Source organism: Aeromonas sp. Marseille-Q7275 (genome assembly GCF_965119515.1).
The window spans coordinates 1-20514 of record NZ_CBCPLW010000007.1 but is presented as its reverse complement, the minus strand read 5'-3'; the positions used below and the strand labels follow the sequence as shown (position 1 = coordinate 20514).

The 20514-nt window shown below is 62.9% G+C and carries 17 protein-coding genes; 4 read left to right on the top strand and 13 right to left on the bottom strand.

The window, feature by feature from the left end; translation table 11 throughout:
* Positions 1-14: 14 nt before the first annotated feature.
* A complete protein-coding gene (locus tag ACWPWQ_RS08380) occupies positions 15-2636 on the bottom strand; it encodes a nitrate reductase (protein ID WP_454009539.1) in 2622 nt (873 codons plus the stop codon).
* Positions 2637-2950: 314 nt separating this feature from the next.
* Here ACWPWQ_RS08380 and ACWPWQ_RS08375 point away from each other — a divergent pair, with 314 nt between their 5' ends.
* Positions 2951-3451, top strand: a complete 501-nt coding sequence (locus ACWPWQ_RS08375; RefSeq protein ID WP_454009538.1) for an RNA methyltransferase — start codon at positions 2951-2953, stop codon at positions 3449-3451.
* A 7-nt stretch (positions 3452-3458) separates the two neighbouring features.
* On the top strand, positions 3459-3557 hold the full coding sequence (locus ACWPWQ_RS08370) for an RNA methyltransferase (protein ID WP_429134377.1): 99 nt from the start codon (positions 3459-3461) through the stop codon (positions 3555-3557).
* 154 nt (positions 3558-3711) lie between these two features.
* On the opposite strand, the gene ACWPWQ_RS08365 is transcribed toward ACWPWQ_RS08370, so the two are convergent.
* Positions 3712-4464, bottom strand: coding sequence for a hypothetical protein (locus ACWPWQ_RS08365; protein WP_454009537.1), 753 nt, complete (start codon positions 4462-4464; stop codon positions 3712-3714).
* Between the two features lie 195 nt (positions 4465-4659).
* Here ACWPWQ_RS08365 and ACWPWQ_RS08360 point away from each other — a divergent pair, with 195 nt between their 5' ends.
* Positions 4660-5091, top strand: a complete 432-nt coding sequence (locus ACWPWQ_RS08360) for a universal stress protein (protein ID WP_025325966.1) — start codon at positions 4660-4662, stop codon at positions 5089-5091.
* A gap of 57 nt (positions 5092-5148) precedes the next feature.
* Here the strand turns inward: ACWPWQ_RS08360 and ACWPWQ_RS08355 are convergent, their stop codons facing one another.
* The 6 genes from ACWPWQ_RS08355 to gpt form a co-directional block, all read right to left on the bottom strand.
* Positions 5149-5784 carry a murein L,D-transpeptidase catalytic domain family protein gene (locus tag ACWPWQ_RS08355; protein WP_202046597.1) on the bottom strand — a complete coding sequence of 212 codons (636 nt, stop codon included), beginning with the start codon at positions 5782-5784 and terminating at the stop codon, positions 5149-5151.
* Positions 5785-5934: 150 nt separating this feature from the next.
* Complete coding sequence (locus ACWPWQ_RS08350; protein ID WP_454009536.1) at positions 5935-7188, bottom strand: glutamate-5-semialdehyde dehydrogenase; 1254 nt, start codon at positions 7186-7188, stop codon at positions 5935-5937.
* A gap of 187 nt (positions 7189-7375) precedes the next feature.
* Entirely contained in the window at positions 7376-8479 is a 1104-nt protein-coding gene (gene proB / locus ACWPWQ_RS08345) for a glutamate 5-kinase (protein WP_454009535.1), read from the bottom strand.
* Positions 8480-8613: 134 nt separating this feature from the next.
* Complete coding sequence (crl, locus tag ACWPWQ_RS08340) at positions 8614-9006, bottom strand: sigma factor-binding protein Crl (protein ID WP_202046600.1); 393 nt, start codon at positions 9004-9006, stop codon at positions 8614-8616.
* 62 nt (positions 9007-9068) lie between these two features.
* Entirely contained in the window at positions 9069-10337 is a 1269-nt protein-coding gene (gene frsA, locus ACWPWQ_RS08335) for an esterase FrsA (RefSeq protein ID WP_139437199.1), read from the bottom strand.
* Between the two features lie 173 nt (positions 10338-10510).
* Positions 10511-10978 carry a xanthine phosphoribosyltransferase gene (gene gpt / locus ACWPWQ_RS08330; protein WP_005325980.1) on the bottom strand — a complete coding sequence of 156 codons (468 nt, stop codon included), beginning with the start codon at positions 10976-10978 and terminating at the stop codon, positions 10511-10513.
* A 938-nt stretch (positions 10979-11916) separates the two neighbouring features.
* Between gpt and ACWPWQ_RS08325 the strand changes: the two genes are divergently transcribed.
* Entirely contained in the window at positions 11917-13368 is a 1452-nt protein-coding gene (locus ACWPWQ_RS08325) for an aminoacyl-histidine dipeptidase (protein WP_454009534.1), read from the top strand.
* Positions 13369-13982: 614 nt separating this feature from the next.
* Here the strand turns inward: ACWPWQ_RS08325 and ACWPWQ_RS08320 are convergent.
* From ACWPWQ_RS08320 to ACWPWQ_RS08300, 5 genes are all read right to left on the bottom strand, one after another.
* Positions 13983-14984, bottom strand: coding sequence for an ABC transporter ATP-binding protein (locus ACWPWQ_RS08320; RefSeq protein ID WP_454009533.1), 1002 nt, complete (start codon positions 14982-14984; stop codon positions 13983-13985).
* Positions 14985-15075: 91 nt separating this feature from the next.
* Entirely contained in the window at positions 15076-16134 is a 1059-nt protein-coding gene (locus tag ACWPWQ_RS08315; RefSeq protein ID WP_454009532.1) for an ABC transporter ATP-binding protein, read from the bottom strand.
* 13 nt (positions 16135-16147) lie between these two features.
* Positions 16148-17965 (bottom strand): extracellular solute-binding protein, encoded by a 1818-nt coding sequence (locus ACWPWQ_RS08310; protein WP_454009531.1) that lies wholly within the window; start codon positions 17963-17965, stop codon positions 16148-16150.
* Between the two features lie 82 nt (positions 17966-18047).
* Positions 18048-19091, bottom strand: coding sequence for an ABC transporter permease (locus tag ACWPWQ_RS08305; RefSeq protein ID WP_454009530.1), 1044 nt, complete (start codon positions 19089-19091; stop codon positions 18048-18050).
* Between the two features lie 109 nt (positions 19092-19200).
* The gene (locus tag ACWPWQ_RS08300; RefSeq protein ID WP_139439728.1) at positions 19201-20226 is read right to left on the bottom strand and encodes an ABC transporter permease subunit; all 1026 of its coding nucleotides are present in this window, start codon (positions 20224-20226) and stop codon (positions 19201-19203) included.
* Positions 20227-20514: the final 288 nt, after the last annotated feature.

Below are 20514 nucleotides of genomic sequence, written 5' to 3'. Positions count from 1 at the left end.
TTGCTGCCCAGGCCTCAGGCCTGGGCGATATAGACATGCTTGATCAACAGCTTGTCGATCTCTGGCAGGCAGGTACCGCAGTTGCTGCCGCAGCCGAGCAGGGCCTGCAGCCCCGCCAGCTCGCCCACCCCCTGCCGGGTGATGGCATCGACGATGCGCTGCTCCGACACCCGCAGGCAGGAGCAGACCAGCCGGCTCTCCCCGGCCAGGGCCAGGCTCAGGGTCTGGCTCAGGGCCCCCGCCTGCAGCGGCGTGCCGAGCAGGCTGGCCAGCAGATCCACCTTGATGTCAGGGCGCCGCTCCCCCACCAGCAAGATGCCCTCGATGCGATCCCCGGCCAGGGCCAGGGCGAGCCAGCCCTCCTTCAGGGGCAGCCGCAGCCAGTGCCCCTCCGACCCCAACCGCTGCCACAGCCCCTGGGGGCTGTCGGACCAGGAGGCCAGCAGGGTGCAGTTGCCCTCGGGCAGGGGGCGCCTGGCCCACCAGTCCACCGGCTCGCGCCAGTCATGGCGGCCGCACCAGAGCCCCTGCCAGCGGGTGGCCTGCGCCCTGGCCTGCACTCGCCCCTGCTTGAACATGGGCTGGCCGGAGAGGGGATCCACCACGGCGGCGATGAGGCGGTTGACCGCCCCCTGGCTGCACTGGCTGTCGGTCCAGTGCATGGGCAGGAAGGCCTCCCCCTCCCTGAGCCCCTCGTCCAGCCCCACCAGCAGCAGGGCCTCGCCGAGCTCGTTGTGAAGGCGCACCAGATCCCCCTCCCTGGCACCGAGCGCCAGCAGGCTGGCGGCCCCCACCCGCACCCTGGGCCAGGGCTCGGCCTCCTGCAGACGGGGCACGTGGCCGGTGCGGGTCATGGTGTGCCACTGATCCCGCAGCCGGCCGCTGTTGAGGAGCAGGGAGAGATCCTCCCCTGGCCCGGCCTCGGGCTGCGGGGGGAAGTGCTGGGCCAGGGGCAGCAGGCGGGCCCGGCCATCCGGGGTGGCGAAGCGCCCGTCCTCGAACAGTCGGGCACGGCCCCGGGGCCAGTCGGCATTGACGGGCCAGCTCAAGGGTTCCAGCGCCTCGAATTCGGCGCGGCTGAGACGGGCCAGCCCCGAGATGTCGAACTGGCGGGCCCCGTCGTTTTCAAACCCGGAGAGGGCGGCGTGCTCGCAGAAGATCTCGTGCTCGTGCTCATAGGCGAACCCCTCGCCAAAGCCGAGTCGGCGGGCGAGCCGGGTCAGCGCCCACCAGTCGGGCCTGGCCTCCCCCGGCAGGGGCAGGAAGGCGCGCTGGCGGCTGATGGTGCGCTCGGAGTTGGTGACTGTGCCACTCTTCTCCCCCCAGGCGGCGGCGGGCAGCAGCAGGTGGGCGAGGCGCGCCGTGTCGGTGTTGGCCGTCACCTCGGAGACCACCAGCAGCTCGCAGCGGCTCAAGGCCTCGCGCACCCGGTTGCCGTCCGGCAGGGAGACCGCCGGGTTGGTACCGAGCACCCAGAGGGCGCGGATCTCCCCCCTGTACACCGCCTCGAACAACTCGACCGCCTTGTGCCCCGGCCCGCGCACCATGGTCGGGCTTCCCCAGAAGCGCTGCACCCTATCGCACTCGGCCTCGCCAAAGCCCATGTGGGCGGCGAGCTGGGTCGCAAGCCCTCCCACCTCGCGTCCCCCCATGGCGTTCGGTTGCCCCGTCATGGAAAAGGGGGCCGCCCCCGGCTTGCCGATGCGGCCGCACAGCAAGTGGGCGTTGATGATGGCGTTGGCCTTGTCCACCCCCTGGTTGGACTGGTTGATCCCCTGGCAGAACAGGGTGACCGTCCTGGGGGTGCGGGCAAACAGCTGGTAGAAGCCGAGCAGATCGCCGCGGGAGAGGCCGCAGCTGCGGGCCACCTCGTCCAGCTGCCAGGCGGGGTCGTCCAGCGCCGCCGCCAGCGCCTCGAAGCCGCTCACGTGCTGCGCCACATAGGCCTGATCCCAGCCGTCGCTGTCGAGCAGGTAGCGGCACAGACCGTTCCAGAGCGCCACGTCGCTGCCGGGCTTGAGGGCCAGATGCAGATCCCCCTGCTCCGCCGTCATAGTGCGGCGGGGATCCAGCACCACCAGCCTGAGCTCGGGGCGGCGCGCCCGCGCCTGCTGCAGGCGGCGAAACAGCACGGGGTGGGTCCAGGCGGTGTTGGCGCCGGTCAGCACCACCAGATCCGCGAGCTCCAGATCCTCGTAGCAGGCGGGCACCAGATCCTCCCCGAAGGCGCGCTGGTGGGCCACCACCGCCGACGACATGCAGAGCCGGGAGTTGGTGTCCACGTTGGCACTGCCCAGGTACCCCTTCATCAGCTTGTTGGCGACGTAGTAATCCTCGGTGGTGAGCTGGCCAGACAGATAGATGCCGATGGCCTGCGGCCCGGATTCCGCCATGATGGCGGCAAGGCGCTCCGCCAGGGTGTCCAGGGCCTCCTCCCAGCCGATGCGCTGCCCCAGCCAGCGCGGATAGAGCAGGCGATCGGGGAAGGCCAGGCTCTCCAGCAGGCTGGCCCCCTTGACGCACAGGGCGCCGCCGTTGGCCGGATGATCTTCATCCCCCTGCAGTTGCCAGCGCTCCCCCTCCCGGCTCAACCGGATGCCACATCCCACTCCACAATAGGCACAGGTGGTCTTCATTCCCTCGCTCCTTGTCGCCGGCAGCCCCCGGGGGCCGCCCCTTGTCCCGTCTGATGGCAGGCCCATAAAAAAGCGTCCGCCCCCCTGCGGGGACGGACGCCTTTGTCCGGATGAGCCTGGATCATCTTGTATGGGGAAGGGACTGCAAACCCCGCGCCAGAATGCCAGGTGCGCCGCCATTGGGTGCCAGGGTGCAGGGCTGCGCCAGGGCGGTGCAACTGCTCCCTTGTTGGGCCCGCCGGGCGGGAGTCGGCACCACAGGCTGGGCAAGGGGCCCACCGGGGGTATAATGCGCCGCCACAGAGGAGAACGAGATGAAAGAGTCAGGTTACGACGCCGCACTGCGGGTCGATGCACGGCCGGATGCGGCCCCCGATTATTGCGCCATCGGGCTGGTCAATCCCAAGTCACCGGAGAACGTGGGGGCCGTGATGCGGGCCGCCGGCTGCTACGGGGCAGAAGAGGTCTACTACACGGGTCAGCGCTTCGAGCTGGCACGGCGTTTTGCCACCGACACCAAGCAGATGGTGGAGAAGATCCCCCTGCTCGGGGTCGAGGATCTGCTGGACTTCGTCCCCGAGGGCTGCACCCCTGTGCTGGTGGATCTCATCGAGGGAGCCACCTCCCTGCCGGACTACGAGCACCCCGCGCGGGCCTTCTACATCTTCGGCCCTGAGGATGGCACCCTAGAGCCCGCCCGCTTCGCGGCGGTGAAGGAGGTGATCTATGTACCGACTCACGGCTGCATGAATCTGGCGGCTTCGGTCAATGTGATCCTCTACGATCGGCTGGCCAAGCAGCTGCGTGCCAAGTAAGCAGCAGGTGTTCTACGTAACCACACCCAAGGGTTGCATGAACCTCGCCGCCTCGGTCAATGTGATCCTCTACGATCGGCTGGCCAAGCAGCTGCGTGCCAAGTAAGCAGCAGGTGTTCTACGTAACCACACCTCAGGGTTGCATGAACCTCGCGGCCTCGGTCAATGTCATCCTCTACGATCGGCTGGCCAAGACGCTGAGAGCTGAAGGCTGAAGGCCAAGCAAGAAGATGATCCAGATGGCCAGCCAGCAGGCCGCCTCAATCCTGTGATGGCACCTCCCTGCGCACCTTGGCCTCCTGCTCCCTGATAAAGTCCAGGTAGTCGTCGTAGAGCCGGTTTTCCCGATAGATACGTGCCAGTGTCCCCTCCCTTATCAGGGTGCGCATGCCGGGATCCCAGAGCCCATGCAGCTGCCTGCCCTTCTCGTTGTCGGCGAAGATGGGGTAGGTCGGGATCCAGCGCAGGAACACCTGTGCCAGTTCGGGCGGGAGGGCGTCCCTGGGGTAGAGGGCACCGTCGGTCAGGTAGTAGCGATAGCGCCCCTTGAGCAGCAATTGCAGCGCCATCTCATGGTTGTCTATCTCGAACCAGCGCATCGGCACCGGGATGAACTTGTCAAAGGCCCAGCCCCGCAGCCAGAGCACCTCCTGCTCCTTGAGGCTCTGCTCACCGTCCCAGTGCGGCAACCAGCGGCTCTGCATCACCACGCTCACGTAGTCCGCCGAGTCGGGGTAATCGGGCTGATGGGCGCCTTTCACCTCTCCACGATAGACCCCCATCGCCATGTCCCCCGCCTTCTGGGACACCACCGCCAGCGCCCGCTTGTAAGGGACCAGGTGCGGGCGCACCACATAGCCCTCGGGCTCATAGATGGCGCGCACTATGTCCAGATAGACACCTTCGCCATCCTGCTGGCAGAAGCCGGGCCAGTCATCGCAATAGACATGCAGGGTATCGGCCCGCACGGGCCAGATGAGCAGCAGGCAGCAGAACAGAAAAAGACGAACCATGGGTTTCCTCAGTGGTATGACCGTCGGCAGGCGCTCATCGCCAAGCGGTCCGTTCAGGCATACTGATAGCATAGAAAGCCAGCGTGCCCGGTGACATTTTTCCCGATTTTGCGAGCGGGTCGAGGGTTATTGCCCCCTCGATCGGTATCATGAACCATAAGATTCATTAGTGACCCAACTGAGGGGAGCCTTCTCATGCCAACCATCAAGTCCCTGCTCTGTCCCGTCGATTTCTCCGAGATGTCCAAGGCCGTGCTCGACTACGCCGTCTTCATGGCCCAGAGCCATCAGGCCGAGCTCAAGCTGGTCCACGTAGTGGATCAGCTGCACGGTTTCGACAGCTACAAGATCTTGCACATGACCGCCATCGAGATCACCCATGAGATGGAGCGTCAGGCCAAGAGCCAGCTCAAGGAGCTGGTCGCCAGCCTGCCCATCCCGGCCAAGTTCGAGGTGCGCTTCGGCCGCGCCGCCGACGAGATAGTGATCCAGGCGAAGGAAGACAAGGTGGATCTGCTGGTCATGGGCAGCCACGGTCGCTCCGGCATCAGCCACCTGCTGGTGGGCAGCGTGGCGGAATCCGTGGTGCGCCACGCCCCCTGCCCGGTGCTGGTGGTGCGCAAGTAACCCCAACCCCCGACCACAAGGCCAGCCCATGCTGGCCTTTTTGCTCTCTATGCCCCCTCAGCCGTGGGCATAGATGACGCTGCCCCCCTTGATGGTGTCTATGATGGCCCTGGACTGCTCTCGCGGCAGGGCCGGGCAACCCCAGCTGCGGCCCAGCTTGTCATATTTTTGCAGGTGTCTCGGGCTCGCGTAGTCAGCCCCGTGCACCACTATGGCGCGCTTGCGGGCATTGCTGTTCTTGCCGGGACTGAGTCCGTCCAGGCGCAGGGAGTAGCCGTGCTTGCCCTGGTAGGTTTCGGCGGTGCGATAGACCCCGAGGGAACTCTGCCGGGAATTCATCTGGTTGGAGAACTGGCGCGCCGCCAGCTCCCCCGAATTGCGGCCGTGGCTGACCCAGGTGTGATAGAGCAGCTTGTGGCGCTTCACGTCGATGACGAAGAGGCGGCGCATGGTCGAGGGTTTGCTGTAGTCGATGATGGTGAGTATGGGTTTGCGCTTGTGGCGCACATCTTGATAGCCCTGCAGGGCCTTGCGGAACACCTGCTTGTCCAGCTTGCCCGCCAGACCCAGCTGGCGATAGAGATCCTGATCCCAGCTGGCGTGACTGTTGCTGCTGAAGCAGAGGGCCCCCAGCAGCAGCGGCAGCCCCAGCCAGAGGCTGGCCAGCCGCGACATCCAATACTGTCGCTTCATCCTTGAAGTCGCTCCCCTTCCTGAACTGGCGCTCTGAATGACGCCATGTCTCGCTGGATAGTTATATGCAAGCCACTGATAGTGCGCAATAAAAAACCACAAAAATGCCGACCTGAGTCGGCATTGACGGCACTGTGCTGACGACCAGGCTCAGGCACGGATCAGATAGTCCGCCTGACCGACCCACTTGTAGCTGGTCAGCTCGGTCAGCCCCATGGGGCCACGGGCGTGCAGCATCTGGGTCGAGACCGCGACTTCGGCCCCCAGGCCAAACTGGCCGCCATCGGTGAAGCGGGTGGAGGCGTTGACGTAGACCGCCGCCGAACCGGCACCGTTGACGAAGCGCTCCGCATTGGCCAGATCGTTGGTCAGGATGGCGTCGGAGTGGCCGGCGTTGTGCTCGCGCATGTGGGCCAGCGCCTCGTTCACGTCAGCCACCAGCTTGACCCCCAGGGTCAGCCCCAGCCATTCGGTGTCGAAATCTTCCACCCCCGCCTCGCACAGATTGTCGCTGCCGGCCAGCAGCACCATGGCGTTGGGCGCCCCCACCAGGGTCACCTTGCGCTCGTTCATCAGTGCCACCAGTTGCGGCAGGAAGGTCGCCGCCACCTTCTCGTGTACCAGCAGGGTATCGAGGGCGTTGCAGGCGGAGGGGCGCTGCACCTTGGCGTTGTCGATGACCGCCAGGGAGCGCACCAGATCGGCGCTCTCGTCCACGAAGATGTGGCTGATGCCAAAGCCGCCGATGATGACGGGGATGGAGCTGTTCTCCTTGCACATCTTGTGCAGCCCGGCGCCGCCGCGGGGGATGATCATGTCCACATAGCGATCGAGGCGCAACAGCTCGCCCACCAGGGCCCGGTCAGGGTTGTCGATGTACTGCACCGCATCCCCAGGCAAGCCCGAGGCCGCCAGCGCGCGCTGGATCACCCGTACCAGCTCCAGATTGGAGTGGAAGGTCTCGCGCCCACCGCGCAAGATGCTGGCGTTGCCGGTCTTGAGGCAGAGGCTGGCGATGTCGATGGTGACGTTGGGGCGCGCCTCGTAGATGACGCCGATGACCCCGATGGGCACCCGGCGACGGGAGAGGCGCAGGCCGTTCTCCAGCACCCGGCTGTCGATTTCGGCGCCGACGGGATCGTCAAGGGAGATCACCTTGCGCACGTCCGCCACTATGCCAGCGAGGCGGGCGGGGTTGAGCAGCAGGCGATCCAGCATGGCTTCCGACAAGCCGGCGTCGCGGCCTGCCGCTATATCCTTCTCGTTGGCAGCCAGGATCTGCGCACTGTGCGCCTCCAGTTCATCGGCGATGGCGGCCAGCGCACGGTTTTTCTGCGCCGTACTGATGGTCGCCAGCTGATAGGCGGCCTCGCGGGCCACCTGCCCCATTTTCTCCAGACTCATAATGTGGTTCCTTTCTGACGTGCCGCCTTACGGCAGCACCATGTCATCTCTATGAATGGTCCATGGCCCCGTTACTTCAGGCTCTGGGCCGATGCATCACAGCAGCACCATATCGTCTCTGTGGATGGCCCATGACTCCATAGCCATGGCCGCAGCCGCAGCCGCAGGGTCTATCAGGGCCGACAGCTCACAGCAGCACCATGTCGTCTCGGTGGATCGCAACGGCGCCATAGCCGTAACCCAGCACGGCCTCTATCTGATCCGAGTGTACGCCCCGCAGCTTCTCAAGCTCCAGGTGATCGTAACGGCAGATGCCGCGGGCCAGCTCGCTCCCCTGGGGGCCCAGGATCCGCACCACATCGCCTCGGACGAAGTCTCCCTTGACCGCGACTATACCCTTGGGCAGCAGGCTGGAGCCCTTCTCCTGCATGGCGGCCACGGCACCCTGATCCACCCGGACTTCCCCGTGGGGGGGCGGCCCTGCCAGGATCCAGCTCTTGCGCCCTTCCAGCGGCGAGGCCAGGGCCGGGAACAGGGTGCCCACCCGTTCGCCGGCGGCGAGGCGACCGATCACTTCCGGGATCTGGCCGGTGGCGATCACCACATTGACCCCGGCGCGGCGCGCCACGTCGGCGGCCTGCAGCTTGGTGGCCATGCCGCCGGTCCCGAGGCCGCTGACGCTGTCACCGGCGAGGGATCGCAGGGTGTCGTCTATGGTCTGCACCTCTTCGATGAGCTGGGCATCCGGGTTGGTGCGAGGATCCGCGGTAAAGAGCCCCTTCTGGTCGGTGAGCAGGATCAGCAGATCCGCATCGGCCAGGATGGCGGCGCGGGCGGAGAGGTTGTCGTTATCCCCCACCTTGATCTCGGCGGTGGCCACGGCGTCGTTCTCGTTGATGACGGGGATGATGCGGTGATCGAGCAGAGTGCGCAGGGTGTCGCGGGCATTGAGGTAACGCTCCCTGTCCTCCAGATCGGCGCGGGTCAGCAGCATCTGGCCGATGTGCAGCCCGTAGAGGTTGAACAGGTCCTGCCATACCCGGATGAGCTGGGTCTGGCCCACCGCCGCCAGCATCTGCTTGTTGGGCAGGGTCGGCGCCAGCGGAGGGTGCCCCAGGAGCTCACGCCCGGCGGCGATGGCGCCAGAGGTCACCAGAACGACACGGTGTCCGTGTCGATGCAGGGCGGCACACTGCCTGACCAGCTCCACCATGTGGGCACGGTTGAGACGGGCAGATCCCCCGGTGAGCACGCTGGTGCCCAATTTGACGACTATGGTTCTATTTTCCATGGGAACGAAGGGTTAGAAAAGTAAGGAATCCCTTTATACCCACGGCCCTGTTGCCCTGCAAGGCAATTAAGCCTCACCGCTGTCATGGCAAAGAAGGAGGCCCTGCGGATCCATGACCGCAGGGCCCGGGCGGATCAGGCCGCTGTCACATTCAGCTCGGCGGTGACCTGCTTGGCAGGAGACAAGGTGCACTCCAGCAGGGTCAGCTTGGCGCTGATGAGTTTGTAGAAGTGGTTGAGGGTACGCTCGACTTCGGCCTGATGCTTCTTGGGCAGCGGCTTGTCGATCCACGCCCCGTCCGCATTGTAGAAGCCGACCTGATAGTGATAGCGGAAGCTGTGGTCCTCCTGCTCCAGCACCAGCCACCAGCCCCAGAACTCCCGCTTGTCCGGCGCCGGTTTGGCGCTGACGCAGACGGAAAGGCAGTCGAAGCGGTAGCGTCCCTCCTCACACAGATCCTCGCGCAGATAGGGGCCAATGGCCGCGAATTGCCGCAACAATCGCTTGTAGGTCACTCTTTCTGACATGCTAACCTCCCTGTTGAACAAGCCATACCATCACATGATGATGTTACATTTTTAGTTCTATATCATGTACATAAGTGTTTCTTTAGCCAATCTACCGTCTCTTTGAGCGCCTCGTCATACACCTCCAGCAGAGGCTGTTTGTCAAACACCACCGCCTTGCCATTGCGGCTGGCGGAGGCCAGGGCCCGGACATCCTGCTCGGGACAGATGAAGTCACGCTTGTGGCCGATGCTCAGGATGGGCACAGAGGTGCGACTCCCCAGCAATCCCTGGGTCTTGAGGGAGAAGACCTGGCACTTGGTGCGCAGCAGATCCCACTGGGCCGCATCGGCCCCCAGACGGTTCGCCAGCCCGTCCCGCATCATGCGTGGACAGCGGGCAAACATCTCCTGATTGGTAAACACCTGATTGATGCCGGCCCCGATGCAGACCACAGTCCTGAGCTTGAAGGGTTCGATGAAGGCGAGGCGCGCCGCCACATTGCCGGCGAGGCGGAACCCCACCATGGCGATGCGCTGATGATCGACCCAGGCCACCTCGGAGAGGTGGTTGAGCACCGCCTGGTGCAGGCGACTGGTGTCCTGCACCAGCGGCCAGTGCTCCGCATAGCCGGTTCCCGGCATGTCCAGGGACAGCATGCCGATGCCGTGGGGCTCGAGGCACTTGAAGTAGAAGTTGAGGAAGTCGACCTGGAGGGCGTCTATGCCGCCGCTGACGATGACCAGAGGCACAGGCCTGTCGGTGGTGGGCAGGTGCAGATAGCCCTGAATGGTCTTGCCCCGGAACGGGACCTGCAGCTCCTTGAGCGGCACCTTGAACAGCCTGCCTGCCTCGCGGTAGGCCATGTTGCAGAGCAACTGGGCCTGATCCGCCAGCTCGTCATTCTTGAGGTGAGGGTAGCTCGCGATGGAGTAGTAGCGCACCGCCTTGAGCAGATTCTTCAGCGCTCCGGCGCTATCGCCCTGGCCGACCAGCTCGCGCCCGGCATTGAAATAGCGGCCAGCCAGCTGGCTCCACTCATAGACCCAGTTGCCAGGCACATAGCCCTTGATGGTATCCAGATAGCGCTCATGGCTGCGTTCCCCCTGCCCCATGGCGATGCGGGCCAGGGTCTGCTCCACCTCCACCGGGTCCGCCCCCTGCCAGGCCCAGGTCGGCCGGCGCAACAGGCGATACCAATGGGGCGACAGGGCGCCGTCGATGAAGCTCTCGGCCAGGGAGCTGTCCTGCTCTTCGACCGGGCTGGAGTTGGATATTTCGGAGGTTTCCAATACCTTTTTGACCCGGGTGAACAGCTTTTCCGTCAGATTGGTATCGTCGTTTGGTTCCAAGATGGTGACTCTTCTGTCTCAAACAATGGTCCATCTTAACCACTTTTCACCGCGGGCAGCCACATCATAAACACATAAGGCCCCAAACAGGGGCCTTATGAAACCGTCTTGCCATAGGCGCGAGCAACCCGTCCCCGCAGCAGTCAGGGGCGGTGCGCCAAGGCAGGTGGCGATTACTCTTCGTCGCAGATAGGGTTGGCAAACTCCAGCGCCATATCCCACGGCTGTTCGATCCAGGTGTCCTGCGGGATGGCCACTTCGAAGTCATCCACCAGCGGCTCGCCCATGGGCTTGGCGAAGATGGTGATGAACTTGGCCTTGGGATAGAGGTCACGGATCGCCTTGGCGGTGCCACCGGTATCCACCAGATCGTCCACGACCAGCCAGCCTTCGCCGTCACCGGCGGTGGTGGCAGCCTTGACGACCACCAGCTCACGCTGGCTGTTGTGGTCATAGCTGGAGATGCAGAGGGTTTCGACGTTGCGAATGCCAAGTTCACGGGCCATCAGGGCAGCCGGTACCAGGCCACCACGGCTGACCGCGATGATCCCTTTCCACTGGCTGACGGGCAGTTGACGACGGGCCAGACGGCGCGCTTCACGTTGCAGGTTATCCCACGACACATAGAATTTCTTTGGCATGCTATCGATCTCAACGAGTTATAAAGGCAATCACTTAAGACGTAAGAGTCCCGGCAGACACACGGGATCCGGTAAATTCTGGCCCCCGTTTCCTGAATTTTGCTTGCACTTTTGCGGCCTCAGGGGTGAACCCTCGGCAGCAAAAAGCAGATGCATTGAAAGCAGGACGGGCATGGCTGGCGGCCATATCGATCGAAACCCAGACCTCAGGCCAGCTGTTGGGCCGGTATGATAGCACCCTTTGCAGATAAAATGACTGGCAAACGTATGCGAAAAACAGGAAAAGTCGGTCATATACTGCCTGCTTCGCCTCCCCTCGGGGCCAGGTCCTCATCAACAGGGTGCTCATTTGAAGAGCAAACCTCGAATTTCGGGTAAAAAAATAGCAGGGGGAGGATGGAACCCTCACACACCTGCTGCTTTTCTGCTTTCTCTGTCAGCCTGGCTGACTGCCCGTCTTAACAGCGACCGGCGTAGGGGTTCGGATAGTTGAAACCCTGGGTATAGAGAGACTGGGCGAACCAATAGGTTGAATTGCTGCCTGACATAATGAACTCCTGATTGCTTAACAAGTTACGTACCTTTAATGCGGGTTCAGATCCTTGAACAGACACTCGGTTCCGTGGAGGCGCACTTGCTTTGCTTCGGTTCCCTGGAGGCATTGATTGTCATCCTGACAAGTGGTTGACCCACGGCGGCTAATTTACCACCCGGCGGCAAAAAGACAATATTTTTGTGATGCGCATCACGAATTTCATCTTCTGCTGGTACACATGGGCAAGGCAGTCATGTCCGCCATTCAGGCACCCTTTATCAGCACAAGCAGACTGCAATTTGCGCAGATCGCTCACATTTTTGTGTGATTGACTGTATTATCGTTACCCTCTTCTGCGGCCCACTGGGCCCTGTCCATTTCCGTGCTGGTAAGGAGTCCCGACGTGGCACAGCTTAGTTCTCTGTCTCCCAAGTTGATTTGGCAATTCTTCGAGCAAATCTGCTCCATTCCCCACCCCTCCAAGCACGAGGCCAAGTTGAGCGCCTGGATAGTGCAGTGGGCCCAGGGGGAAGGCCTGGCGGTCAAGCAGGACGCCGTGGGCAACATCATCATCAAGAAGCCGGCCACCCCGGGCATGGAAAACCGCAAGGCCGTGGTACTGCAGGCCCACATCGACATGGTGCCCCAGGCCAATGCCGATACCCAGCACGACTTCACCAAAGACCCTATCGATGCCTACATCGACGGTGAATGGGTCACCGCCCGTGGCACTACCCTGGGCGCCGACAACGGCATGGGCATGGCAGGCTGCCTGGCCGTGCTGGCGGACAAGACCATCAAGCACGGCCCGCTGGAAGTGCTGCTGACCACCGACGAAGAGACCGGCATGACAGGCGCCTTCGGCCTGGAGGCGGGCTGGCTGGAGGGCGAGATTCTGCTCAACACCGACTCCGAAGAGGATGGCGAGGTCTACATGGGCTGCGCCGGCGGCGTGGATGCCAATATCCGCTTCCCGCTGGAGCAAGTCGCCGCCACTGAAGGGGAAGGCTTCGAGCTGCAGGTCAAGGGGCTGCGTGGCGGTCACTCCGGGGTCGACATTCACCGCGGTCGTGGCAACGCCAACAAGCTGCTGGTGCGCCTGCTCAAGGCCGCCGAACCGCTGGGGGTGCGTCTGGCCGAAATAAGCGGCGGCACCCTGCGCAACGCCATCCCCCGCGAAGCCCGCGCCACCCTGCTGGTGCCCACCGCCAGTGTCAGCGAGTTCAAGGCCCTGGTTGACCGCTACGCCGGCATCTACCAGAGCGAGCTGGCCGCCACAGAAGCGAACCTGACCGTGCTGCTAAGCGCCCGGGACACGCCCGCCAAGCTGATGAGCGAATCCCTCCAGACCCGCCTGCTGGACGCCCTGGTGGCCTGCCCCAACGGGGTGATGCGCATGAGCGACGCCATCCCGGGCGTCACCGAGACCTCCACCAACCTGGGGGTCATCAAGACCCTCGACGGCGAGGTCTATGTGCAGTGCCTGATCCGCTCCCTGATCGACTCCGGTCGCGAGAGCGTAGAGCAGATGACCCGCGCCCTGTTCAGCCTGGCGGGCGCCAGCTGTGAATTCACCGGCGCCTACCCGGGCTGGGCACCGAACGTGGACTCCCCCGTCATGGCCCTGGTGCGCAACAGCTACCAGACCCTGTTCGGCGAGATGCCGAACGTCATGGTGATCCACGCCGGCCTCGAGTGCGGTCTGTTCAAGAGCGCCTACCCGGATTGGGACATGGTCTCCTTCGGCCCGACCATCCGCGGCGCCCACGCGCCGGGCGAGAAGGTACACATCCCGGCGGTCGAGCGCTTCTGGCAACTGCTGGTCCACGTGCTGGAACAGATCCCGGCCAAGTAAGCACAGCCTCCCCTGCCGCTTCATGCCCCGCCCAGTGCGGGGCATGTCATTGGTGCTCCCCCTTGCTCTCCCTGCGTTGCCCATTTCACGACCCCTGCCGCTCCCCCTTGAAATCGTATCCATAAGCAACCCTGGATTTGAAAACCTTTTCCATGATTTATGTAAATTTACAACACAATAAGTTGATCGAGATCACAAAAGCCTCTAGCATCAAAGTGTGACCAAGGTCACAGGAAACAATAATCAACAGAGCGAAGAGGTAAGACTATGTTTGAGAACCTGGCAGTGCTGTTCCACCTGAAAGGTGCATCCAGCAAGAAAGGCACACAAGAGAAAGACACTTATGCGCCTTCGACTCGCAACTACTACTTCCGCTATGGCGCCTGATGTCGCCCGTCCGGAAGTTGACATTGACGACGTAATAAAACTACAAAACAACTCAGCAATTCACACCACAGCCACCCCCTCGGGGCGCTGTCCTGCCCGGGCCAGATGTTCCACGGCCAAACCTGAACTCCAACCATGAAGATGGGGCCCACAGGCCCCATTTTTTTATTGCTCGTCCCCGACGCCACCTTGCTGTGATACCGGCCCTGGCGCAGTGGACGCCGGCATCAGACCGCCTTTCCCAGCGGCACCGCCTCCACCGCGGGCAAGGGGAAGTGGCAGGCCACCTGATGGGCCTCTGTGCCACAGGTCTCCAGACTCGGCGAGGTGGTGCGGCACAGCTCGGTGGCATAGGGGCAGCGCTGATGGAAGTGACAGCCGCTCGGGGGGGAGATGGGTGAGGGGACGTCCCCGGTCAGCAGGATGCGCTGGTTGCGCCTGCGGGGATCCGGCACCGGGATCGCCGAGATGAGCGCCTGGGTATAGGGGTGGCGTGGGCTCAGGTAAAGCTGCTGGGCCTCGGCCAGCTCGACGATCCTTCCCAGGTACATGACCGCAATCCGGTCCGAGATGTGTTTGACCACCGAGAGATCGTGGGCGATGAAGATGATGGCCAGGTTCATCTCCCGCTGCAGGGTGAGCAGCAGGTTCACTATCTGGGACTGCACCGAGACATCCAGCGCCGACACCGCCTCGTCACACACCAGGAGTTTGGGCTTGAGGGCGATGGCGCGGGCGATGCCGATGCGCTGGCGCTGACCGCCGGAAAACTCGTGGGGGTAGCGATCCACCGCGCTCTTCGGCAGACCCACCTTGTCCAGCAGCTCCAGCACCCAGCCACGCCGCTGCGCTGTGTTGCCTTTGCCGTGGATAATGAAGGGCTCTTCCAGGATCTGGCCCACGGTGTGGCGGCTGTTGAGAGATTCTGCAGGATCCTGAAACACTATCTGCATCTCCTGGCGCAGGGATCGCATCTCCCCGGGTGACAACCGGGTGATGTCGCGCCCCTCGAAGCTTATCTGCCCCGCCGTGGGCTCAAACAGCTTGAGCAGGGAGCGGCCGAGGGTGGACTTGCCACAGCCGGACTCCCCCACCAGCCCCAGGGTCTCCCCCTGCTTGAGATCGAAGCTGATGCCATCAACCGCGTAGACGGTGTAGGGCTTGCGCAAGAAACCGCCCCCCATCTTGAAGTGCTGCTTCAAGTCTCTTACCGACAACAAGACGCTCATCGCCGCTCCCGTCCATCCTGGTGAAGAGCCGACATAGCCCCTTCCCTGTTGCTGAAGTGCTGCTTCAGCTCCCGTACCGACAACAAGACGCTCATATGCTCAACTCCTTCCAGTGGTGGCAGGCCACCGCGTGGCGATCGCTCAACTGCTCTGTCACCGGGTTGGTCCCCACGCAGAGCTCGGTGGCGTAGGGGCAACGGTTGGAGAAGCGGCAGCCCGCCGGCATCTCGTGCAGGGCGGGCACCTGGCCCTTGATGGTCTTGAGCAGGCTCTTGGGCACGTCTTCGAGGCGCGGGATCGAGGCCATCAGACCATGAGTATAGGGATGGCGCGGGTGGTCAAACAGCTCGAAAATGTCGGCCCGCTCCACAGCGCGGCCCGCGTACATCACCACCACCTCGTCGCACAGCTCCGCCACCACCCCGAGATCGTGGGTGATGAAGATGATGGCCATGCCGGTCTGGGCCTGCAGCGCCTTCATCAGATCCAGGATCTGGGCCTGGATGGTGACATCCAGCGCCGTGGTCGGCTCGTCGCAGATGAGCAAGTCCGGCTCGCAGGCCAGCGCCATGGCGATCATCACCCGCTGGCGCATGCCGCCTGAGAGGTTGTGGGGATAGACCGCAAAACGCTTGGCCGGCTCCGGGATCCCCACCTTCTGCAGCATGGCGATGGCGGCCTCCTTGCGCTGGGCCTTGCTGTAGTCCGGCCTGTGCAGGCTGAACACCTCCATCAGCTGATCGCCGACCGTCTGCACCGGATTGAGCGCCGTCATCGGCTCCTGGAAGATCATGGAGATGCGGTTGCCGCGCACCCTGTACATCTGATCCGGCGCCAGGGTGAGCAGCTCCTCCCCCTGAAAGCGGATGGAGCCAGCCACCACCTGACCGTGGGGCCTGGGCAGCAGCCCCATGATGGCGAGCGAGGTGACGCTCTTGCCGCAGCCGGACTCGCCGACTATCCCTAAGGTCTGGCCCGGGGCGACCTGGAAGCTGACCCCGTCGAGCACCTTGATCTTGCCGTCGTCGACGGCGAACTCCACCTCGAGATCCCTGACCTCCAGGATGGGGGCCCTGCCCTTGCCGTTATCGGCGGTGAACTTTCCCTCATTCTCTCGAACGTTCAGGATGGGGGCCTCTGTCTCTGCCATCGTCTCCCCCTTCTCAATGATGCGCATAGGTCTTGTCGATCAGGGTGATGGGAGCGAGCGACTCACCCGCTTCCTTGGCCTTCAGGGTCTCTTCCTGCACCTTGGGATCGAGCCAGAGCAGGCCGCCACTGCTGTGGGGATAGCCATCCATGGGCCAGTAGAGCAGATCCGGGGTGTTACGGGTGGCGGGCACCTCGGGCAGCATCAGGTGACGCCAGCTGCTGGCCCGCACGTAGTTGAGCTGCACCCCGGGCACGAAGATGGCCAAGTCATAGATGCGCTGCTGGATCTGGCGGGAGATCCCGGCCCGCTTGCTCATGTCGAACTCGACGTTGTAGGCGTCGATCAGGGCGTCCAGCTCCTTGTCGGCCACGTTGAACAGGTTGTTGGTCTGGGGCTTGTTGGCGTTGTCGGAGTGGAACGACTCCCAGTATTGCGGGTAGAGACCGCCGCCGCCCCAGCCGAGCCAGGCCGCCTCGTGCTTCTTCTCCAGCATCACCTTGAAGCCGGTGGCGCCATCCACCAGGTTGAGCTCCAGATCCAGGCCCGCCTTCTTGGCCTCTTCCTTGAGCACGGTCAGCCGCTTGGAGTGCTCCTGGCTGGTATAGGTCAGCGCCAGGGTCAGCCGCTCCCCCTTGTCGTTTTGCAGGATGCCGTCCGGCCCCGGCTTGTTGTAGCCCCCCTTGGCGAAGTACTCCCGCGCCTTGGTGATGTCATAGGCCCGCTCCGGCAGCTTGATGTCGGTGAATTCGCCAAAGCCCGAACCGAAGGTGGTGGCCCTGTCATAATCGCCGTGCAGCACGGTCGCTATCATCTTGTCCAGGTTCATGGCGTGCTGGATGCCGAGGCGCACATTCACATCCGCCAGCTTGGGGTTGCTGACGTTGAGGTGTACCCCCTGCCCCCCCTGCTTGGTGTCTGTCATGGCCATCACCTTCTGCACATAGCCCTTCTTGTATTCCGGGGTCACGGCTTTTTCATGCCACCAGTTGGGCAGTATCATCTCGAAGGTATCCAGCTCCCCCTTGAGGAAGTGGCGGAACGCTATGTTGTGATCCCGGATCACCTGCACCTTGATGCGGTCAAGGTTGAATCTGTGCTGGTTGTAGCGATCCTGCTGGGCCCACCAATCCTTCTGCTTGCTGAAGGTGATGGACTTGCCCTTCTTCACCTCGCTCATCACATAGGGGCCAGTGGTCGGCACCACAGCCCAGTTGTACTGCTTCACCCAGTTCGGCCCCATCTTGTAGTAGTGCTTCGGCTGGGGCCACAGCTCGGTGGTGTTGAGGAGATCCAGCCTGGCCTTGCGGCTGCCCGCCTTCACCAGGATGGTGTGATCGTCGACCTTCTCCACCGCCACCACCTCTGTGGTGTAGTAGTTGTTGAACCAGGGCCCCTTGATGTCCTTGGAGCGCATCATCTCGTAGCCGAAGGTGTAGTCGTCGGCGGTGACCGGCTTGCCGTCAGACCATTTGGCGCGGGGATCCAGCTTGAAGTAGACGGTCTGGCTGTCCGGTGCTATGGCCCAGGCGCTCGCCAACGAGGGAATGGGGTTGCCGGTGTTGGGGTGGAAGCTGATGAGCCTCAGCTGGTTATCCAGGATGAAGGAGCGGAACGAGCCGTTGGAGTCGGGCCCCACGGTGCGAAACGTCAGCGGAAAGCTGTCGATGAAGAGGTTGAGGGTACCGCCGGGCAGCGCCTTGGGAGAGGCGAAGGTGGGGTCGGTGTCGTTGGTCTCCCACTTGAGATCCGCAGGCAGGCTGGCGGCCCACACCCAGGATCCGTTCACCAGCACGAAGAGAGCACCTATCCATTTGATTTTATTGTTCATGTTTGACTTCCAAGTCTGGCCCCTGCACCGGGGGCGTCTCAATTAAGGGTTGGATACCCAGGGCCCTGAGGCGGGCCCCGGGTCACTGATAACGGGTAAACTTGCGCGGATCGAACGCCTCGCGGATCGCCTCCCCTATGAAGGAGACCATGATGAGCACCAGGCTCACCGCCGCCACCACAGAGCTCACGATCCAGATGGCATCCAGGTTGTTGATCCCCTGGGAGAGCAGCTCCCCCCAGCTCGGGGTCGGCGGGGCCAGGCCGAAGCCCAGGTAGTCCAGCGCCGTCAGGGTGGAGATGTTGCCCACCACGGCGAAGGGGGCCAGGGTGACTATCATCATCAGGGTGTTGGGCAGTATGTGGTGGAAGATGATCCGCCCCGTGGTCGCCCCCTGCGCCCGCGCCGCCATCACGTAGTCCCGTGCCCGCTCCTTGTAGGTGAGGGTGCGCATGTACCAGGTGATCCCCATCCAGCCGAACAGCACGTTGATGCCGACAAACAGGCCGAAGTTCGGCTTGGCCAGGGACACCAGGATCATGATGACGTAGAGGAAGGGCACCTGGGACCAGATCTCGATGAAGCGCTGCAAGATGAGGTCAAAACGGCCGCCGAGAAAGCCCATCATGCAGCCGATACTGGCCCCAATGACATAGCTCGCCACCAGGGTGATGAAGGCGAAGCCGATGGCGATGCGAAAGCCGTAGACCAGCCGCGCCAGCACGTCGCGACCGCTGGTGTCGGTGCCGAGGAAGTGGCGCTCCGCCAGGCTCGGGGCATAGGGCGGGTAGGCCTCCTCCTTGAAGTCCTGCTCATAGGGGTTCCAGGGCACCAGGGGCAGCAGCACCCAGTCCCCCTTCCCTTCCTGCGCAAATTTGCCCTTGAGCTGGCGGTAGTTGGTCTCGTACTCGTAGTCGAGCCCGAAGTGCTGGCCCGGGATCACGTCGCCATAGGTGGGAAAGTAGAGCTCTCCCTGATAGCTCACCGCCAGCGCCCGGCTGTTGACCAGCAGCTCCGCCAGCAGGGAGATGACCACCAGGGCCGAGAAGATGACAAAGGAGTAGTAACCGCGCTTGATGGACTTGAAGCGCTTGAGTTTTTTCAGCGTTACCGGGTTCAGGTTCATGGTCAGTCTCCAAACCGCACGCGGGGATCAACAGGAGGTGCAACGCAGATATCGGAGACTAGATGGCGTGATATCAGCATCGGCATGGCTAGAAGGGTCTGGTTCATGGTCAGTCTCCAAACCGTACGCGGGGATCAACGAGGGCCACGCAGATGTCGGAGACGATATTGCCCACCAGCATCAACATGGAGGTGATGGCCAGTATGCCCATGACGGTGGGGTAGTCCCGCTCGACGATGGCCTCGTAGCCGAGCAGACCTATGCCGTCGATGTTGAAGATGGTCTCGATGAGGAAGGAGCCGCCGAAGAAGACGGTGAGCACCGACCCCAGGTGGCTGGCGATGGGGATCAGGCTGTTGCGCATGGCGTGGTCGGTCACCGCCTTGCGAAACGGCAGCCCCTTGGCCACGGCGGTGCGCACGTAATCCGCCGACAGGTTCTCCATCAGGCTGTTCTTCATGGTCATGGTGAGGATGGCGAAATCCCCGATGGCGTAGGCGATGAGCGGCAGCAGGGCGTGGGCGAAGACGGTGCGGATCTGATCCCAGCTGCTCTCCATGTATTCGAAGTCCTCCCCCGGGAAGCCCCCCATGGGCAGCCACTCCAGGTGGAAGGCGAAGACGGTGATGAGGAAGATCCCCACCACGTAGGCGGGTAGCGCATAGGCCATGTAGATGAGCATGGAGCTGAGCGAATCGAAGCGGGTGTTGTGCCTGAGGGCCTTGGCCACCCCGAGCGGGATGGAGACGGCGTAACTCAGCAGGAAGGTCGCCAGCCCGAAGAAGGCGGTCACCGGCAGCCTCTCCTTGATGAGATCCCACACCGGCTCGTAGTAGCGGGTCGACTCCCCGAGATCCAGCACCGCCAGCTTCTGCAGCCACTCCCAGTAGGCGATCAGCATGGGCTTGTCGAGGCCGTAAAACGCCTTGAGCTCCTCGATCTGCTCATCGGAGAGCGCCTGCGCCCCCTTGCTGCCGCTGGAGCGACCGGTCTCGTTCTGTGAGACCTGGGCCTGCAGCAACATGCGCTCGACCGGGCCGCCCGGCACGAAGCGGGTGATGGTGAAGACGAGCAGGGTGATACCGAGAAACGTCGGGATGATCAAAAGCATCCGACGTAAGAAATACGACAGCATGGTGGAACCTCGTCCTTGTTGTTCTTTTATGGTCAGTCACATCCGGTGACCGGCCTCTCCTTCCTGGCATTACTCACTGAATTGACTGGTATTGGCAGACAATCCCGCTCGGTCACTGTAAAAGCTCTGCAACAAAAATCAAGTAGAACTAAGCCCATCAATCGTCAGTGACGTTCGCAGCATCACTCACTGATGTTTTTTTCCAAAAAATCCAACTTCAATATAAAAAACTGCTACGCCTTCTCATTTAACTTGTTTTTAATAATTAAAAAATTAATTACACAGCCG